Raw genomic sequence first — 15,613 nt, 5'->3', positions numbered from 1 at the left:
CTGGAAGATATCATCTCTACTTTTAAGTGGCGGCAATGGAGCGATCTCACCCGTCGTGGGTTGCAGTTGCCCCCCTTGCGCCCTGCATCTGTGTTGGAGAGCGAACCGGTAGGCTTGCCCGAACACCCTTTGGTGGAGCAGCTGCAGTACTATGCCCAGGTGTTGGCCACCCACCTGGAAACGTTGGCCAGCCGCATGGATCCCTTGATCCCACCCCCTAGCAGCTTGCGGGGTGAGTTTCAGGCCAGTGTCACCCTTGCTGGTGAGTTAAGTCAGCCTAGCGTCAGCTTTCAACTGGAGGGTCAGAATTGGCAAGCGGAAGAATTTGGGGTCGATACCCTCTCCGCCAGTGGTAGTTTTGCCGATGGAGCTGTGGTCTTGGAACCGCTGCTGCTGCGCAGTGGAGAACGACAGGCCAGCTTCTCCGGTACCTTGGGCCTGAACGAACAGTCGGGATCCCTGCAAATTCAAGGGTTGCCCTTGGCCTTGGTGGATCGCTTTTTGCCAGATGAGCTGGAGCTGGAGGGGGATCTGAACCTGGATGTGGAATTGGCGGGCAACCTGCGGGATCCCCATGCCACCGGATCCCTGACAGTGTTGAACGCCCAGATCAACCAAGTGCCACTGCGGGAGGTGGGGGGCCAATTTGACTACAACCAAGGGCAGTTGCGCTTCAATAGCACTCTCTTGGCCAATGGGGACGAACCGATCCGCATGGTTGGCCTAGTGCCCTACACCCTGCCGTTTGCGGAAGTGCGGGCCGAATCCGACCAGATCGATCTCACTTTACAAGCCCAAAATGGCGGTTTGCGGCTGATCAACCTCTTTACCGATCAAGTGCGCTGGGAAGGGGGACAAAGTCAACTGGAGCTAGCCATTCAAGGTACTTTGCGAGAACCCAGTTTGCGGGGAAACCTCAGCGTCAGCGACGGGATCCTCAGCTTTGCCGCCTTGCCGGAACCAATTACCGACCTGAATGGCCAGATTGCCTTTAACCTCAACCAACTGGAGGTGCAGCAGCTGAGCGGGCAATTTAGCCAGGGATCCCTCTTGGCCAATGGCATTTTGCCCATCAACTCCCGCGGGGCCTTGCAATCGGGGGAAGGGTTCCAACCCTTGAGCCTGCAACTGCAGGGGATCAACCTCACCTTGCCCAATCTCTACAGTGGCCAACTGGAAGGGGAAGTGGTGGTGGCGGGCTTGCTTTTGCAACCGCTGATCGAGGGCCGCCTGCAGGTGTCGGAGGGGATTGTGGATGTCAGCCCCCGCAATGGGGAGACCCCAGCAGTGCCAGGGATCCCCTCGGATCCGCCCCCCTGGCAACCGCGCCTAAACGGACTGGAACTGACTCTGGGATCCGGCATCCAAGTTGTACGTCGCAACCTGTTTGAATTCACCGCTTCCGGTAACCTGCGCCTGTTCGGTACACCCCAAGATCTGCGCCCAGCGGGCACCATCACCTTGGATCGAGGCCGTGTTGCCCTGCCTATAGCGGCCTTTCGCCTGGATCGCTCCCGTCGTAACACCGCCATCTTTGATCTGGACAATGGGTTGGATCCCTTTTTGGATTTGCGCTTGGTAACTCAAGCTACCGAGGTTTACCGCTTCCCACAAGATATTTCCCCCTTTGACACCAACCGCAATGTCTTGGGATCCCAGCAGAGCATCGACATTTTTGCCACGGTGAATGGGCGGGCCAGCGAGTTGGGGGAAGCCGATCCCCGCAATGGCATTTTGGCCCTCTCCAGCAGCCCCAGCCGCTCGCCGGAAGAGATTGTCGCCCTCCTGGGGGGAACGGCTTTGGCCCGTCTGAATGCGGAAGTGGGGGTGGCGGGCTTGGCGGGAACTGCGCTTCTGAACGACTTGCAAGAAGCCTTGGGGGATACCTTGGGCCTGGATGAAATTCGTCTCAGCCCTGTCCCGCAAATCGATACTCGCGCCCCCAATCGCTCCTCGGTGGGACTGGCTCTGGAAGTGGCCAAAGATCTCGGCCCCGCCCTGTCGGTGTCAGTGCAGCGGAACCTGACGGATTCCTTCCAGCCCACCCGCTACAGCACCCGCTATCGACTGAATGAGCAAACTCTCACCCGTGCCAGTACCGATCTAGAGGGTAATAATGTCATTTCCGTAGAATTTGAGACCCGCTTCTAAAGGGATCCTTCCCTGGGATCGGTTCATTCAAGGCTACAATGCAATCCTATCCTAAGTTTTGTAACGACCTCGGTGAGGCAAGGAATCCTTATGGATGCGTTCATCTGTTGGAACTCGCGGGGTGGATCCCTGGGGTTAGGCAGAATGTATTGGGTAAATGTATTGGGCAGAAGCTGGACAGAATACCAAATCACTGACCACAAGATTGAGGAATGGCGATGATGGTGCTGGGTTGGGGATTAAGCCTGCTGGGTTTGCTGCTGTTGGCGGGCATTGGACTCTATCTACTCAGCGCTCGCCCCTACCGATCGGCGGATTCGGTGGCCAACTCCTATGACCAATGGACCGAAGACGGCATCCTGGAGTTTTACTGGGGAGAACACATTCATCTGGGCCACTACGGATCCCCGCCGCAACCCAAAGACTTCTTGAAGGCTAAAGTGGATTTTGTCCACGAAATGGTGCGCTGGGCTGGGTTGGATCAACTGCCTGCCGGAACCCGGGTGTTGGATGTGGGGTGTGGCATTGGGGGGAGCAGCCGCATCTTGGCCCAGGACTACGGCTTTTCCGTAACGGGGATCACGATTAGCCCCCAACAGGTGAAGCGGGCGCAAGAACTGACACCAACCGGTTTGGATGTGCAATTTCTGGTGGAAGATGCCCTGGCCATGTCTTTCCCAGACGGTAGTTTTGATGTGGTTTGGTCGATCGAAGCCGGTCCCCACATGCCAGATAAAGCTCTGTTTGCCAGAGAGTTGCTGCGGGTGCTCAAACCGGGGGGCATCCTGGTGGTCGCGGATTGGAACCAACGGGATGACCGGCAAAAACCGCTGAATGGATGGGAACGTCTGGTGATGCGACAACTGTTGGATCAGTGGTCTCACCCTGCCTTTGCCAGCATTGAAGGCTTTGCAGAACTATTGGCTGCAACCGGATGGGTGGAAGGTGAGGTGATCACCGCCGACTGGACGGAACCGACATTGCCCTCTTGGCTGGATTCGATTTGGCAAGGGATCCGGCGGCCCCAAGGGTTTCTGCGCTTTGGCCTGGCGGGCTTTCTGAAGTCTATCCGGGAAGTGCCGACGCTGTTGCTGATGCGCTTGGCCTTTGGAGTCGGCTTGTGCCGGTTTGGGATGTTTCGCGCTGTTCGAGCGGCAGCTTCTCCTCTGGCTACCGAAGTTTCAGCCGGCGTGGCAACCTCTCAATAGGTAGGGAACTCTTACGCCAATAAACCCGACAGCATCCTACCTTAGGCAGAGCGCCCACTCAAAAAGGGGGGTGTCGCCCGCATTCCAGCCCTAGGGTGAAAGCCTGGATCCCTAGAGACTAGGCTGCGGATCCCGGCTTCACTGTTCTTGAGGTGAGGGATCCCGTTCCTACTGCAAGTAGGGGGTTATATCTTCCCCTCGCTCAGCCAGAAACGACAAAGCCCGAAAGCGTAAGCCCATCATTTGGTCGTACAGAGGGTTGAGCTTGCACATAGGGGGAATATGCATTACCTTATGGCCGAACAGCACCACATCTCGCTCAAAGGGACATTGAGCCGGGATCCACCGACAAACCCAGTGAGCCAAGCGGGGATCCCGGATTTTGAAGTTGTCGATAGAAGCTTGAAAGGGTCGTAACGGGGCCTGCAACCAGTCGCGCAGGCGGGCCGTAGGTTTGAGGCGCAAGGAAGTCATGGAAACTGTCAGCTCCCGAGGAGCTTTGCGAGCACATTGCGAGGAAATTGTTGCGGAACTCATAGGTCTTCACCTCACACCCTGAAGGAGCACCACTCCTTCTAAACTGGTTAGTCACTACGTACGAAATCAATCGATCTTCTGTATCAAGGGAAACATTGGCTACATCCCCTCTCTTAGTTTGCCTCCCCCAACCGAAAACTGGCTTGTGTAAAACAAAATCTCCGACCAACGTTGTAGAGCTACACATTTTGTCTTCAAAAGTTAATGTGTAACGATAACTACAAAAATTACCTCCTCAGCGCTCTCGGTCACCGGCGCTTTGGCTAGAGGGATGGGTCAAGCGATAGACTCTAAGCTGACTTTCCCTATTTCTGTTATAATCTGTTATAAAACTTATCTCTGACCTAAAACCAGGCAGATACCAGCAGTTTCGGTTGCCTTGACTCGCTTAGGGAGAAGTTTTCTTTTGATCAAAGCTGGTGTAATGCGAGCGTTACGGAGGATAACGATTGCCCAATCCCAGCGAAGCGACGTTCTAGAATTCCAAGAGAGATTCCAGCCGGGATCCCAGTTCTAACCCCTTGCTTGGGAGCCTCCCTATGAAATTGGCCTATTGGATGTATGCTGGCCCCGCCCACATTGGCACCCTCAGGGTGGCTAGCTCGTTCAAAAACGTTCATAGCATTATGCATGCTCCCCTCGGAGATGACTATTTCAATGTGATGCGATCCATGTTGGAGCGGGAGCGTGACTTTACCCCCGTCACCACCAGCGTTGTTGATCGGCATGTATTGGCGCGGGGATCCGACGCAAAAGTCATCAACAACATCACCCGCAAAGACAAAGAAGAACACCCGGATTTAATTGTTGTCACCCCCACCTGTACCTCCAGCATCCTGCAGGAAGATTTGAACCACTTTGTTCAACAAGCGCAATTGCTGAGTCGCTCCGATGTGTTGTTGGCGGATGTTAACCACTACCGCGTCAACGAGCTGCAAGCCGCGGATCGCACCCTGAAGCAGATTGTCGAGTTCTACATCAACAAAGCTCGGAAAAATGGGGAACTGAGCGACTCACCCCAAAAGACGGAACGCCCCTCCTGTAACATTCTCGGCATTTCCAGCCTTGGGTTTCACAATGCCCACGACCTGCGGGAACTGAAGGTGTTGTTGCGGGATTTGGGAATTGACCTCAATTTGGTGATCCCGGAAGGAGCCAGCGTACACGACCTGAAGCACCTGGGCCGAGCCTGGTTTAATGTGGTGCCCTACCGCGAACTGGGACCGATGGCGGCTCGCTATTTGCAGGAGCAGTTTGGCACACCCGCGATTGAGGTGACCCCGATGGGGGTGGTGGAAACCGCCCGCTTCATCCGTCAGATCCAAAAAATCCTGAATGAGCAAGGGATCCCGGTCGATTATGAACCCTATATCCAGGAGCAAACCCTACATGTTTCTCAGGCAGCTTGGTTCTCTCGCTCCATCGACTGTCAAAACCTAACCGGCAAAAAAGCAGTGGTCTTTGGGGATTCCACCCACGCCGCAGCCATCACCAAAATTTTGGCCCGTGAGATGGGGATCCATGTCGTGTGGGCGGGTAGCTATTGCACGTACGATGCGGAGTGGTTCCAAGCGGAGGTTGGCCAGTATTGTGATCAAATTTTGATCACCGATGATCACACCCGCGTTGGGGATGCCATTGCCCAGGCGGAACCGGCAGCGATTTTTGGCACTCAGATGGAACGCCATGTCGGTAAGCGGCTGCACACCCCCTGTGGCGTGATCTCTGCCCCCATTCATGTGCAGGATTTCCCGATTGGCTATAAACCCTTTTTGGGCTACGAAGGCACCAACCAAATCACCGACTTGATCTACAACTCCTTCACCCTCGGCATGGAGGATCACCTGCTGGAGATCTTCGGGGGCCACGACACCAAAGAAGTGATTCACAAAGGCTTAAGTGCCGACTCTGACATCAACTGGACACGAGAAGCACAAGCGGAACTGAATAAGGTGCCCGGTTTTGTGCGGGGTAAGGTGAAACGCAATACTGAGAAATTTGCCCGCGAACGGGGATTGACTGAGATCAGTGTGGAGGTGATGTACGCTGCCAAGGAGGCCGTTGGGGCTTGAGTTAACCTTCCATGCCATGACCACGGATGATCACTCCATCGGAGCGCAGATTGAGTGCTTGCGGATAGAGTGGGAGGCAGAAGGGTGCTGTTTCTCAATTTCTGGAGGGATCCCGAATCATGAGTGCTGATCTACCCAATGAGCCAGGCTCGCCACCTAAAGTACCTGAGAAGCAACCAATCGGGCAAGTTCTAAAACAAGCGGGCCTTTTGAATGAAGGGCAGATCCAGGTGGCGCTGATGGATCAAAAGTATTCCGGGCTTTTGTTCGGTGAGGTCTTGGTGGCTCGGGGCTGGATTAAACCGGAAACCATCACCTTTTTTCTCGATCACTTGATCTTGCCGCGCACCAGTGAAGAGCAATCCCCCAGTACAATCCCTCCAGTCGCTCCGCCCGTGGACTTTCAGCCCGACCCTTCCCCGAGGGATCCCGCCACTGTGCCTAAACCCCTGACCTCGGCAACAGAACCTCCCCCCCCGCCCGATGAGGATTTATCCCGCTACATTACCCGTTCGGAGCGGATCCCTTCCGTACCCATCCGCACCAACGCCCCCTCAGCGCAACGGCCTACACAGCCTCCAGCAGCCATTCCTCCCCATGCTGATCGCCGTACCCGCAGTGGGTTGAATCCCTTCCGCCGTACGGCTCCGCCCACGCAGTTTCCCTCTCCAACCCTATTCCAAGCCAAATCTTCCAAATCTAAAGAAACCTTCTTCTCCGGTTTGAAAGTAGATGGGTACTCCATCCAGGAGGAGTGGGATGCTGCCAGCGAGCATTTATTGGATGAGCTATTGGAAGATAGCGATTTGCGGGAATTGTTAGAGTAATTCATCCGCTCAAACCATGAAAAGTCGTTTTTCCCCTGGTTTGTGGCTAAATATCGACGCCACGCTTCGGGAAGATATCAACTCAGTGTTGCAACCTTTGCAATCTGGGGTCCAGACTTTAGAACATCAACAATGGGTTCAACCACTGCAGAAAGATCAACCCTCTTCATAACCTTATAAATGGGGGTTTTACATTAAGGGCATTATGGATTTGTTCGAGTATCAAGCTGCTCAGCAGCGGGAAAAGCAAGCCCCTTTAGCCGCACGAATGCGCCCCCGCACCCTGGATGAATTTGTGGGTCAGGAAGCCATTTTGGGGGAAGGGCGGTTGTTGCGACGCGCCATCCAAGCGGATCAACTGTCATCCCTCATTTTCTTTGGCCCACCCGGAACCGGAAAGACAACTCTAGCTCAGATTATTGCCAATCAAACTCGCGCTCATTTCATCGCCATCAATGCTGTCTTGGCTGGGATCAAAGAGATTCGAGCCGCCATCGATGAAGCCCAAGAACGATTGCGATTGTATGGCCAGCGCACCATTTTGTTTGTAGATGAGGTGCATCGCTTCAACAAATCGCAGCAGGATGCTCTCTTACCTTGGGTGGAAAACGGCACGGTCATTTTAATTGGAGCCACTACTGAGAATCCTTATTTTGAAGTCAATGCTGCTTTGGTGAGCCGCTCCCGATTGTTTCAACTGAAGACCCTTACCCCCGAGGATCTGACCCTTATTGCTCAACAGGCTCTCCAGGATCCGGAACGGGGTTATGGCGCACGTCAAGTCCAGGTGGAACCTGCAGCCCTGGAGCATTGGGTGAATGTTGCCAATGGGGATGCCCGTGCTTTGCTCAATGCCCTGGAACTGGCGGTAGAAACCACGGATCCCAATTCCGAGGGCGTGGTTCACATCACCTTGGCAGTGGCGGAAGATTCCATTCAACAAAGGGCCTTATTGTACGACCGTGATGGAGATGCCCACTTTGATAGCATCAGCGCCTTCATTAAAAGTGTGCGCGGATCCGATCCTGATGCTGCTTTGTATTGGCTGGCACGGATGATTCATGCGGGGGAAGATCCTCGTTTTTTATTCCGTCGTATGGGAATTTTGGCCAGTGAAGATGTCGGGTTAGCCGATCCGCAAGCGATTGTAGTGGTGAATGCCTGTGCTGCCACGTTTGATCGGGTGGGTTTGCCGGAAGGGCATTATGCCTTGGCTCATGCGGCGCTCTACTTGGCCACAGCCCCCAAATCCAACAGTGTTTTAGGCTTTTTTGAGGCCCTGCGTGCTGTTGAACAAACGTATTCTGGTGAAGTGCCCAATCACCTAAAAGATAGCAATCGAGATCAAAAAGGCTTAGGGCATGGGTCAGGGTACCGCTATCCTCACGCTTTTCGAGAACACTGGGTCCCTCAACAATACCTACCCGACCATTTACAGGGATCCCATTTTTATCAACCTTCCGATCAGGGTTACGAAGGCAAAATTCGGAATCAGGTTCTCAAGCGCCGAGCCATCCAGCCTGAATAGGCCCTTTTCATGCTCCGCAGTCGCGTGTCGCGTAGCATTAGCGTTGCGTAGCAACGATGCCTACGGCAGGCTGCGCCAACCCAACAGTAAACGCAGGTTTGCAACAACAACGGTGGTGTCCCTAGCCCATTTCAACCGTGCTAGGGTGCTCCGCACCGCTGTCGCGAAGGGGATTAACCCCGTGCTAGATGACTAGTGTCGGTGGGGCCGACCTGGCCTCACCCCCTAGCCCAGAGCTGCTCTTGTGGGCGCTCTCCTGTAGCAAAGGGCGCACTATCCTATGATCAGGAGTAAGACCTATGTCAGCAGGGATCCCATCAAGACCATCTTTCCATGCTCATTGCTGCCGAGTCCTTTCAAACCTACTTGTATCGCCGCCGTCGTCAGCTCACCCGCCGCCTTAAACGACAACAGGGGTGGGTTTTGGTTCTCGCTTTGCTGGCTTTGTATTTGATCCGTTGTGAGGGACTCTCGCCTCGGCAGTGGGCTGGGCAAACTTGGTGGCTGGTGTTGATCCCGTTGTTGGGGGGAGGACTTTATAGTTTGGGCGCAGGGCTGATCTGGATACTGCGTCAGCAGTGGCTCGCTCCTGCCTCAGGACAAGGATCCCGGCGTTCGACCCACCTGTTGGCCCAAATGATCAGCTTGCCCCACCTGGCTCTGGCGGCTCTCATCTGGCTGGGGCTGGCAGTGTGGGGAGAGCACCTCATGCCCCTTTTGGTTCGGCAAAAACCGCAACTGTTGGCAGGTCTGTTGATCAGCTGGCTTTTGGCCCAGGGGTGGATTCTTATCCGACCGGGGTGGATGGTGGAGGCGGGCCAGCTATGGACCGATTATCTGCAAGAGCTGCGGGGATCCGTTTTGCAGCCCTGCTACCAACGGCTGGAAACCTGTCGCCACTCGCTCCGTCTCTATCACGCCATTTGGCAAGACCTGCAATTGGAGGAGATGGAAGCTCAGCACCTGCTGCAGTTGTTCTCAGAATCTTTGCTACCCCTGACCTGGCCGTTGCGGGCTTATGCCCAGCAGGTGCATCAGTGTTGTCAGCAGCTATCGGGTCTGTTGGCGCAAATGCAAGAACGGGTCGAACGGCTAGAGAAGGTTCTATTGGATGTGGAACTGGAGTTGGAAGCCCATCAACCGCTGCAGGCTCAGCCCCAACCAATCAATTTGCTAGCAGAAGATTGGGCGGGTTGGCGAGAGCTGGATTTACAAGAGCTGGTTTCTTTGAACCAGGAACTGCTGGGTACGGATCGCTCTCTACAGGGTCTGACCCAAGAACTGAAGGGCTGGGCCGATCAAGCCATTCCGGTGCGGGTGAAATCGGGACGATGGCTGGGATCCCTGGGATGACGGAGGCAGAACCCTCCCCGTCGGATTCCCCACAATCTTTGTGGGAACGTTGGCCTCTTGATCTGGGTTGGCAGCCGTCCCCTCTCCAGCAGCAGCAATTGCAACAGCTTTATCCGCTGGTGATGGCCGGAAACCAAACCCAAAACTTAACCCGCATTACGAACCCTGTGGACTTTTGGGAGAAACATCTGTGGGATTCTCTACGGGGATTAACCCTGTTAGGGGATTGGGATACCCTGCAATCTCAAACTTGGCGAGGCATTGACATCGGTACTGGTGCAGGTTTCCCAGGGATCCCGGCCCAAATTGCCCTACCCCGAAGCTCTTTTACGCTGCTGGATAGCACCCAGCGCAAAATTGCCTTTGTTCGAGACACACTGCAAAAGCTCTCCCTCAATCAGGCTAGGGCGGTGGCTCAGCGGGCAGAAGTTTGGGGGCAAACCCGACAGGAACGGGGTAGCTACGACGTGGCCTTAGCCAGAGCCTTGGCTGCGGCTGAAATTTGCGCTGAATATTGCCTACCGCTGTTGAAGGTGGGTGGACGGGCCATCCTCTACCGGGGCTACTGGACAGAGGCGGAAGCCCAAACCCTGCGACAAGCCCTTAAACCTTTGGGGGGAACGTTGGCTCAGGTGGAAGCGTTTACCACGCCCCTCAGCCAAGGGGTACGTCACTGCCTGCTTCTGGAAAAAATTGCCCCTACTCCGGCCATCTATCCTCGCTCTCCTGGCATTCCCAAACGCCAACCGCTTGGGCAAAGTAAGCCTTCAACCTAAAGGCTTGGATCCCTGGCTTGGGTACCCGGTTGTGCTCTGTACAAATGGGTTCTTAAACCCTTAAAAAAGACCTTGAATGGGTGGGTTTGCAAACGTCAATAGGGGGACTAAGATGTGGTTGGCATCAAGTTCGGATTTAACGGGTGTCCTGACCAGGTGAGTTTCCGAACTGAACGCTAAAGGGTAAAGGGTAAGGTTCGGAGATTCGCTACATCATGACCATTTTTGTGGGTAATCTGTCCTTTAAGGCCAGCGAAGAAGACCTGCGACTCGTGTTCGCTGAGTATGGTGCTGTCAAGCAGATTAAGTTACCTGTCGATCGTGAAACCGGTCGAAAGCGGGGATTTGCCTTTGTGGAACTGGAAGACGAAGCCGATGAGCAAAAGGCCATCGATGAGTTGGATGGAGCCACATGGATGGGACGGGATCTGCGGGTCAACAAAGCATTGCCTCGTCAAGCAGGTGCTGGAGGCGGTGGCGGTCGGGATAGCCGCTCTCCCCGGATGTAAACCGGCCTAGCCGTAGCTTATTCCCACTTCCTCAGAAAGCCTTGAACCAGGGATCCCGAAGGTGCAATCCCTGGTTTTCAGCGTGAGTGCATAAACACTTTGCCCAGTACTCTGCCCAGAAAAGCCAACCCAAACCAGAAGGAGGCCACCAAGACGATGGCCGGGCCAGAGGCAATATTCAGGTAGTAACTGGCATACATACCGATTAAGCTGGCACTCACCCCAAATAGGGATCCCAGCAACATCACCTGTTGCAGTTGAGGCACCAGCAGATAGGCTGTAGCCGCTGGGGTGATCAACATCGCCAACACCAACAGCACTCCCACAGCTTTCATGCTGGCCACCAAAGTCAGGGAGGTGAGCACCATCAACCCCCACCCCAGCTGGGCGGTGGGCAAACCCGCCGCCTTGGCCCCCAGGGGATCAAAGCTATAGAAGGTGAGTTCCTTAAAAAAGAGAGCCACCAAAGCCAGCACCAACAGGGCAATGGCCACCACCGTCAGCACATCGGCAGCGCTCACCCCGAGGATGTTACCGAAGAGAAAATGATTCAGATCGATACGGGCCCGCCGTTGGATCAGCGTGATCAAAACAATGCCGAGGGCAAAAAAGGCGGAAAAGACGATCCCCATGGCGGCATCCGCTTTAATGGGGCTAGCGGAACGAATCCACTGGATCAACAGGGCACTGAGCACCCCTGCCACAAACGCCCCGACAAAGAGATTCAGGCCAAACATATAGGCCAGGGCCAAACCCGGCAGCAGGGAATGGCTGATGGCATCCCCCAGCAGGGCCATGCTCTGCACCAGTAGGTAACTGCCCACCACCGCACAGAGGATCCCAACCGCCACGGCCACCAGCAATGACCGCTGCATGAAGGCAAAACGGAGGGGATCCATCAGGCTGTGCCAAAGGAATTCCATGGAAGCTTTTGGAAGAGTGCTGGGGTGTGGATTGGGTTAGGCGGCCAAATCCAAAGTCATGGAGTGACCATAAGCCTGCTGCAACAGGTGTGGCTGTAGAACCTGAGCCGGGGATCCCTGGGCGATCACCACTTGGTTTAACAGCAGCACTTCATCGAAATAGGTCAGCGCCTGCCCCAGATCATGATGCACCACCATGACGACGTGCCCGGAATCCGCCAGCTCCCGTAACACCTGAAACAGAATCGCCTCGCTGGGGTGATCGATCCCGGCGAAGGGTTCATCGAGGGCGTAGATCTCTGCTTCCTGAGCCAAAGCCCGGGCCAAAAACACCCGTTGCTGTTGCCCCCCCGACAACTGGCCAATCGGTCGATCCCGGTAGTCCTGCATACCCACCCGCTCTAGAGCTTGAGCCGCCCGCTGCCGCCCCTGCCGACCAATACGGCGCAACCAGCCGGTGGGCTTCACCCGCCCCATCAACACCACATCCCAAACCGTGGCGGGAAACGTCCAGTCAATCAGCGACCGCTGCGGCAGGTAGGCGACTTGCTCAGATCTAAGATTTTGTCCCTTGTAGCGCACCACCCCTGTTTCCACAGGCACTAAGCCAAGGATCCCCTTCAGAAAAGTACTCTTGCCGGCTCCGTTCGGCCCGAGGATGCCGGTTATCCCTCCCGGTCGAATCTCACAGCTCACCCCCCGCAACACCCTGGAGCTGCCGTAGCGCACTGACAGATCCTGCACCGAGAGGGATCCCCTCGCTGAATGAAGACGGATTGGGGTGGGTTGCTCTTTCATTTTGATTTCATTTTCTGCTAAGCCCAGTGTACACTATGGGGGTTGCCAAATAATGAAACAATTATGAAAAGCAATGCTTTCATGCTCTGGCTGCGGCGCTTGGGTGGCCGTTGCTGTTGGGTGGTAGGCGGGATCCTGGTTTTTTCGGGCTCTGCCTGGGCTCGTCCCCGCGTGGTGGCGACCACGACTCTGATCGCCGATTGGGTGGAGCAAGTCGGCCAAGATCGCATCCAGCTCACCAGCCTCCTGCAGCCGGGGGTGGATCCCCATGTGTACGAGCCGGTGCCTGCCGATGGGGTGGCCCTAGAGCAGGCGGAACTGGTGTTCTACAACGGCTATAACCTGGAGCCGGGCCTGATCCGGCTGATCAACGCCACCGCCCAGCAGGCGCGACGGATCCCTTTGGCTGAGAAGATTGACCCGATTGTGACTGCGGAGAACGGGATCCCGACCCCCGACCCGCATGTGTGGGGCAATGTAGAAAACGTCATCACGATGGTGGAGCAGATTCGCCAGGAACTCACCCAACTAGCCCCAACGGAGGCTGCCTTTTTTCAGGCCAACGCCGCCGCCTATCAAGCAGAACTGGAGGCATTACACACCTGGATTATTCAGCAAATTCAAACCATCCCCCCCCCCAACCGGGTTTTGGTCACCACCCATGATGCCTTTGCCTACTACACCCAAACCTATGGGCTGACTATGGGGGGATCTCTGATCGGCATCAGTACCGAAGAACAGCCCAGCGCCCAAACCGTAGCCCAACTGGTGCGAGAGATTCGCGCTCTGCAGGTACCGGCCATTTTCGCCGAAACCACCATCAACCCGGCCCTGATTCAAACGGTTGCTGCCGAAGCTGGGGTACAGGTAGCCGAACAGGAGTTGTACTCAGACTCGTTGGGGGAACCCGGTAGCGGGGCTGAAACCTATCTGGAGATGATGCGCCTGAATACGCTGACGATTGTGAATGCCTTGGGTGGATCCCCGAATTGAGCATTCAATCCTAAGGGATCCCAGGCAAGGGAACCGAGTTTTGTATGATGGGAAATCAGCCTTTCGTCATCCCCTTTCCTCCATGTCCTCTGCCATCCGTCGCCCGGCTCGCTCTCTGTATTGTGGAGAAGTGCGCTCTGCCCATATTGGCAAAACCGTGACCCTTTACGGCTGGATCGACCGCCGCCGCGATCATGGGGGAGTAATTTTCCTGGATTTGCGGGATCGCTCTGGCGTGGTGCAGTTGGTGGCCGATCCCCAAAAAACCCCGCAGTCTTACCCTCTGGCTGGGGAAGTGCGCAATGAATACGTGGTACGGGTAACGGGGGTAGTTCAAAAACGGCCCACCGATTCCTTGAATCCCCGTCTGGCAACGGGGGAAGTTGAAATCTATGCAGAACAGCTGGAGATTCTCAGTCGGGTCAGCAAGCAGATCCCCTTCAGTGTTTCGGGAGAAGACGCAGAGGATGTGCGGGAAGAAATTCGCCTGCGCTATCGCTACCTGGATTTGCGCCGGGAACGCATGTCTCGCAACCTGCAATTGCGCCATCAGGTGATTAAGGCAATTCGCCGCTTTTTGGAGGATGAGGCTGGGTTTGTGGAGGTGGAAACCCCAATCCTGACCCGTTCTACCCCAGAAGGAGCCCGAGATTACTTGGTGCCCAGCCGGGTTAACCCTGGTGAGTGGTTTGCTCTGCCTCAATCCCCCCAGCTTTTTAAGCAGCTCCTGATGGTGGCTGGGTTGGATCGCTACTACCAAATTGCCCGCTGTTTCCGGGATGAAGATCTGCGGGCGGATCGGCAGCCGGAGTTCACCCAACTGGATATGGAGATGAGCTTTTTGGATCAAGAAGGGATCCTGGAACTGAACGAACAGTTGGTCTGCCACATCTTCAAGACCGTTAAGGGCATTGATTTACCCCGTCCCTTTCCACGGTTGACCTATGCAGAAGCCATGGCCCGCTATGGATCCGATAAGCCAGATACCCGCTTTGGCATGGAACTGGTGGATGTTTCGGAGTTGTTTCAGGGATCCCGGTTTAAGGTCTTTTCTAAGGTCTTGGCAGAGGGCGGCTCAATCAAGATTTTGCCCGTACCGGGTGGGGATGAAAAAATCTCCAATACCCGGATCAAACCCGGTGGGGATCTGTTCAAACTGGTCACTCAATACGGTGCGGGTGGCTTAGCCTTCATTCGGGTACGGCCCGATAGTCTAGACACCATTGGTGCTCTGAAAGAGAGCCTCAGTCCAGAACAGGAGCAGAAATTACTTTCCCTAACCGCAGCCAAACCGGGAGACTTATTGCTATTTGGTGCAGGCCCTACCGCTATTGTGAATGAGTCCTTGAACCGACTGAGATTGCATTTGGGCCACGAATTGGGGCTTATTCCGGAACATGCCCTCAATTTGCTTTGGGTTACCGATTTCCCCATGTTTGAGTTCAATGCAGAAGAAAATCGCCTCGAAGCCCTCCACCACCCCTTTACGGCACCTCATCCCGACGATTTGGCCGACTTAAAAACAGCGCGGGCCCAAGCCTATGACTTGGTGTGGAACGGTATTGAGGTGGGCGGCGGATCCCTGCGGATTTACCAGCGGCAGATTCAGGAGCAGGTGTTTCAAGCAATTGGCCTCACCCCGGAACAAGCCCGCGAAAAATTTGGCTTTTTACTGGAAGCTTTTGAATATGGCACACCTCCCCATGGGGGCATTGCCTATGGCATTGATCGGTTGGTGATGCTCTTGGCCGGTGAAGACTCGATTCGGGATGTGATTGCTTTCCCGAAAACTCAGCTGGCGAAATGCTTGCTGACAGGGGCACCCTCAGAGGTTGAGAGTAAGCAACTGAAGGAGTTATACGTTGCTTCTACCTATCAGTCCGAGTAGAAGTAGAAAAAACGCTTTCAACCTACTGAGTTGAATACATGGCATGTAAA

12 protein-coding genes and 1 pseudogene are annotated in these 15,613 nt (G+C 55.2%); 10 read left to right on the top strand and 3 right to left on the bottom strand.

What is annotated here, in order from left to right; translation table 11 throughout:
• Positions 1-2,151 (top strand): translocation/assembly module TamB domain-containing protein (locus tag JX360_RS13015; RefSeq protein ID WP_244351760.1); only part of this gene is annotated, 2,151 nt, incomplete at its 5' end.
• Positions 2,152-2,369: 218 nt separating this feature from the next.
• Positions 2,370-3,359 carry a methyltransferase domain-containing protein gene (locus JX360_RS13010; RefSeq protein ID WP_425244407.1) on the top strand — a complete coding sequence of 330 codons (990 nt, stop codon included), beginning with the start codon at positions 2,370-2,372 and terminating at the stop codon, positions 3,357-3,359.
• Between the two features lie 168 nt (positions 3,360-3,527).
• Here the strand turns inward: JX360_RS13010 and JX360_RS13005 are convergent, their stop codons facing one another.
• Positions 3,528-3,833, bottom strand: a complete 306-nt coding sequence (locus JX360_RS13005; RefSeq protein ID WP_244351742.1) for a Mo-dependent nitrogenase C-terminal domain-containing protein — start codon at positions 3,831-3,833, stop codon at positions 3,528-3,530.
• A gap of 602 nt (positions 3,834-4,435) precedes the next feature.
• On the opposite strand from JX360_RS13005, the gene bchB reads away from it, so the two are divergent.
• The 6 genes and pseudogenes from bchB (at position 4,436) to JX360_RS12975 (ending at position 10,961) form a co-directional block, all read left to right on the top strand.
• A complete protein-coding gene (gene bchB, locus JX360_RS13000) occupies positions 4,436-5,968 on the top strand; it encodes a ferredoxin:protochlorophyllide reductase (ATP-dependent) subunit B (RefSeq protein ID WP_244351739.1) in 1,533 nt (510 codons plus the stop codon).
• A gap of 119 nt (positions 5,969-6,087) precedes the next feature.
• Positions 6,088-6,795 (top strand): cyclic di-GMP-binding domain-containing protein, MshE-related, encoded by a 708-nt coding sequence (locus tag JX360_RS12995; protein ID WP_244351735.1) that lies wholly within the window; start codon positions 6,088-6,090, stop codon positions 6,793-6,795.
• A gap of 205 nt (positions 6,796-7,000) precedes the next feature.
• Positions 7,001-8,314: pseudogene (locus JX360_RS12990) on the top strand (AAA family ATPase); the annotation flags it as partial.
• A gap of 342 nt (positions 8,315-8,656) precedes the next feature.
• Positions 8,657-9,676 (top strand): hypothetical protein, encoded by a 1,020-nt coding sequence (locus JX360_RS12985; protein WP_244351732.1) that lies wholly within the window; start codon positions 8,657-8,659, stop codon positions 9,674-9,676.
• A complete protein-coding gene (rsmG, locus tag JX360_RS12980) occupies positions 9,673-10,452 on the top strand; it encodes a 16S rRNA (guanine(527)-N(7))-methyltransferase RsmG (RefSeq protein WP_244351721.1) in 780 nt (259 codons plus the stop codon). Before JX360_RS12985 ends, rsmG begins: the two co-directional genes overlap by 4 nt.
• Positions 10,453-10,667: 215 nt before the next feature.
• Positions 10,668-10,961, top strand: a complete 294-nt coding sequence (locus tag JX360_RS12975; protein ID WP_244351718.1) for an RNA recognition motif domain-containing protein — start codon at positions 10,668-10,670, stop codon at positions 10,959-10,961.
• A 77-nt stretch (positions 10,962-11,038) separates the two neighbouring features.
• Here JX360_RS12975 and JX360_RS12970 read toward each other — a convergent pair whose 3' ends face one another.
• Together JX360_RS12970 and JX360_RS12965 are read right to left on the bottom strand one after the other, a co-directional pair.
• Entirely contained in the window at positions 11,039-11,884 is an 846-nt protein-coding gene (locus JX360_RS12970) for a metal ABC transporter permease (RefSeq protein ID WP_244351715.1), read from the bottom strand.
• Between the two features lie 36 nt (positions 11,885-11,920).
• Entirely contained in the window at positions 11,921-12,682 is a 762-nt protein-coding gene (locus tag JX360_RS12965) for a metal ABC transporter ATP-binding protein (protein ID WP_244351713.1), read from the bottom strand.
• Positions 12,683-12,745: 63 nt separating this feature from the next.
• On the opposite strand from JX360_RS12965, the gene JX360_RS12960 reads away from it, so the two are divergent.
• Positions 12,746-13,675: a metal ABC transporter solute-binding protein, Zn/Mn family gene (locus JX360_RS12960; protein ID WP_244351710.1), complete on the top strand. Its 930-nt coding sequence runs from the start codon at positions 12,746-12,748 to the stop codon at positions 13,673-13,675.
• Positions 13,676-13,757: 82 nt separating this feature from the next.
• Positions 13,758-15,563, top strand: coding sequence for an aspartate--tRNA ligase (gene aspS, locus JX360_RS12955; protein ID WP_244351708.1), 1,806 nt, complete (start codon positions 13,758-13,760; stop codon positions 15,561-15,563).
• The last annotated feature ends 50 nt before the right edge of the window (positions 15,564-15,613 follow it).

Source organism: Thermostichus vulcanus str. 'Rupite' (assembly GCF_022848905.1).
Classification (GTDB): domain Bacteria; phylum Cyanobacteriota; class Cyanobacteriia; order Thermostichales; family Thermostichaceae; genus Thermostichus; species Thermostichus vulcanus_A.
Note: the sequence above shows the minus strand (reverse complement) of the source record. Positions and strands in the feature narration are given on the sequence as shown.